1 protein-coding gene is annotated in these 360 nt (G+C 59.4%); it reads right to left on the bottom strand.

All coding sequences use genetic code 11. The annotated features are described in order from the left end of the window. Positions 1-5: 5 nt before the first annotated feature. A partial coding sequence (locus tag CSV68_RS17020; protein ID WP_304442476.1) for an alanine racemase C-terminal domain-containing protein occupies positions 6-360 on the bottom strand: 355 nt, incomplete at its 5' end.

Raw genomic sequence — 360 nt, 5'->3', positions numbered from 1 at the left:
GTCTGTTAATCGATGTACTTCATCGCAACCCTTGATGTCAGGCGCGTGATAAGTTCGTAAGCACTCACTTTTGTGATTTCAGCGATGCGTTCAACAGGTAAACCCTCACCCCACATCACCACGTCATCACCCGGTTTGTCCTGTGCATCTGGCCCGAGGTCAATACAGATCATGTCCATCGCCACGCGGCCCACGATGTTCGCTTCACGGCCATTGACCAGTACCGGCGTGCCAGACGGCGCGGCGCGGGGATAACCGTCGCCATAGCCCATCGCCACCACGCCAAGGCGTGTGTCGCGCTCGCTGGTCCACGTTCCGCCGTAGCCCACGGGCTCACCCGCTTTGTGATCGCGCACGGCA

Source organism: Sporosarcina sp. P29 (assembly GCF_002743265.1).
Lineage (GTDB): Bacteria > Bacillota > Bacilli > Bacillales_A > Planococcaceae > Sporosarcina.
The sequence above is the reverse complement of the archived record's forward strand: the minus strand, read 5'-3'. Positions and strand labels throughout refer to the sequence as shown.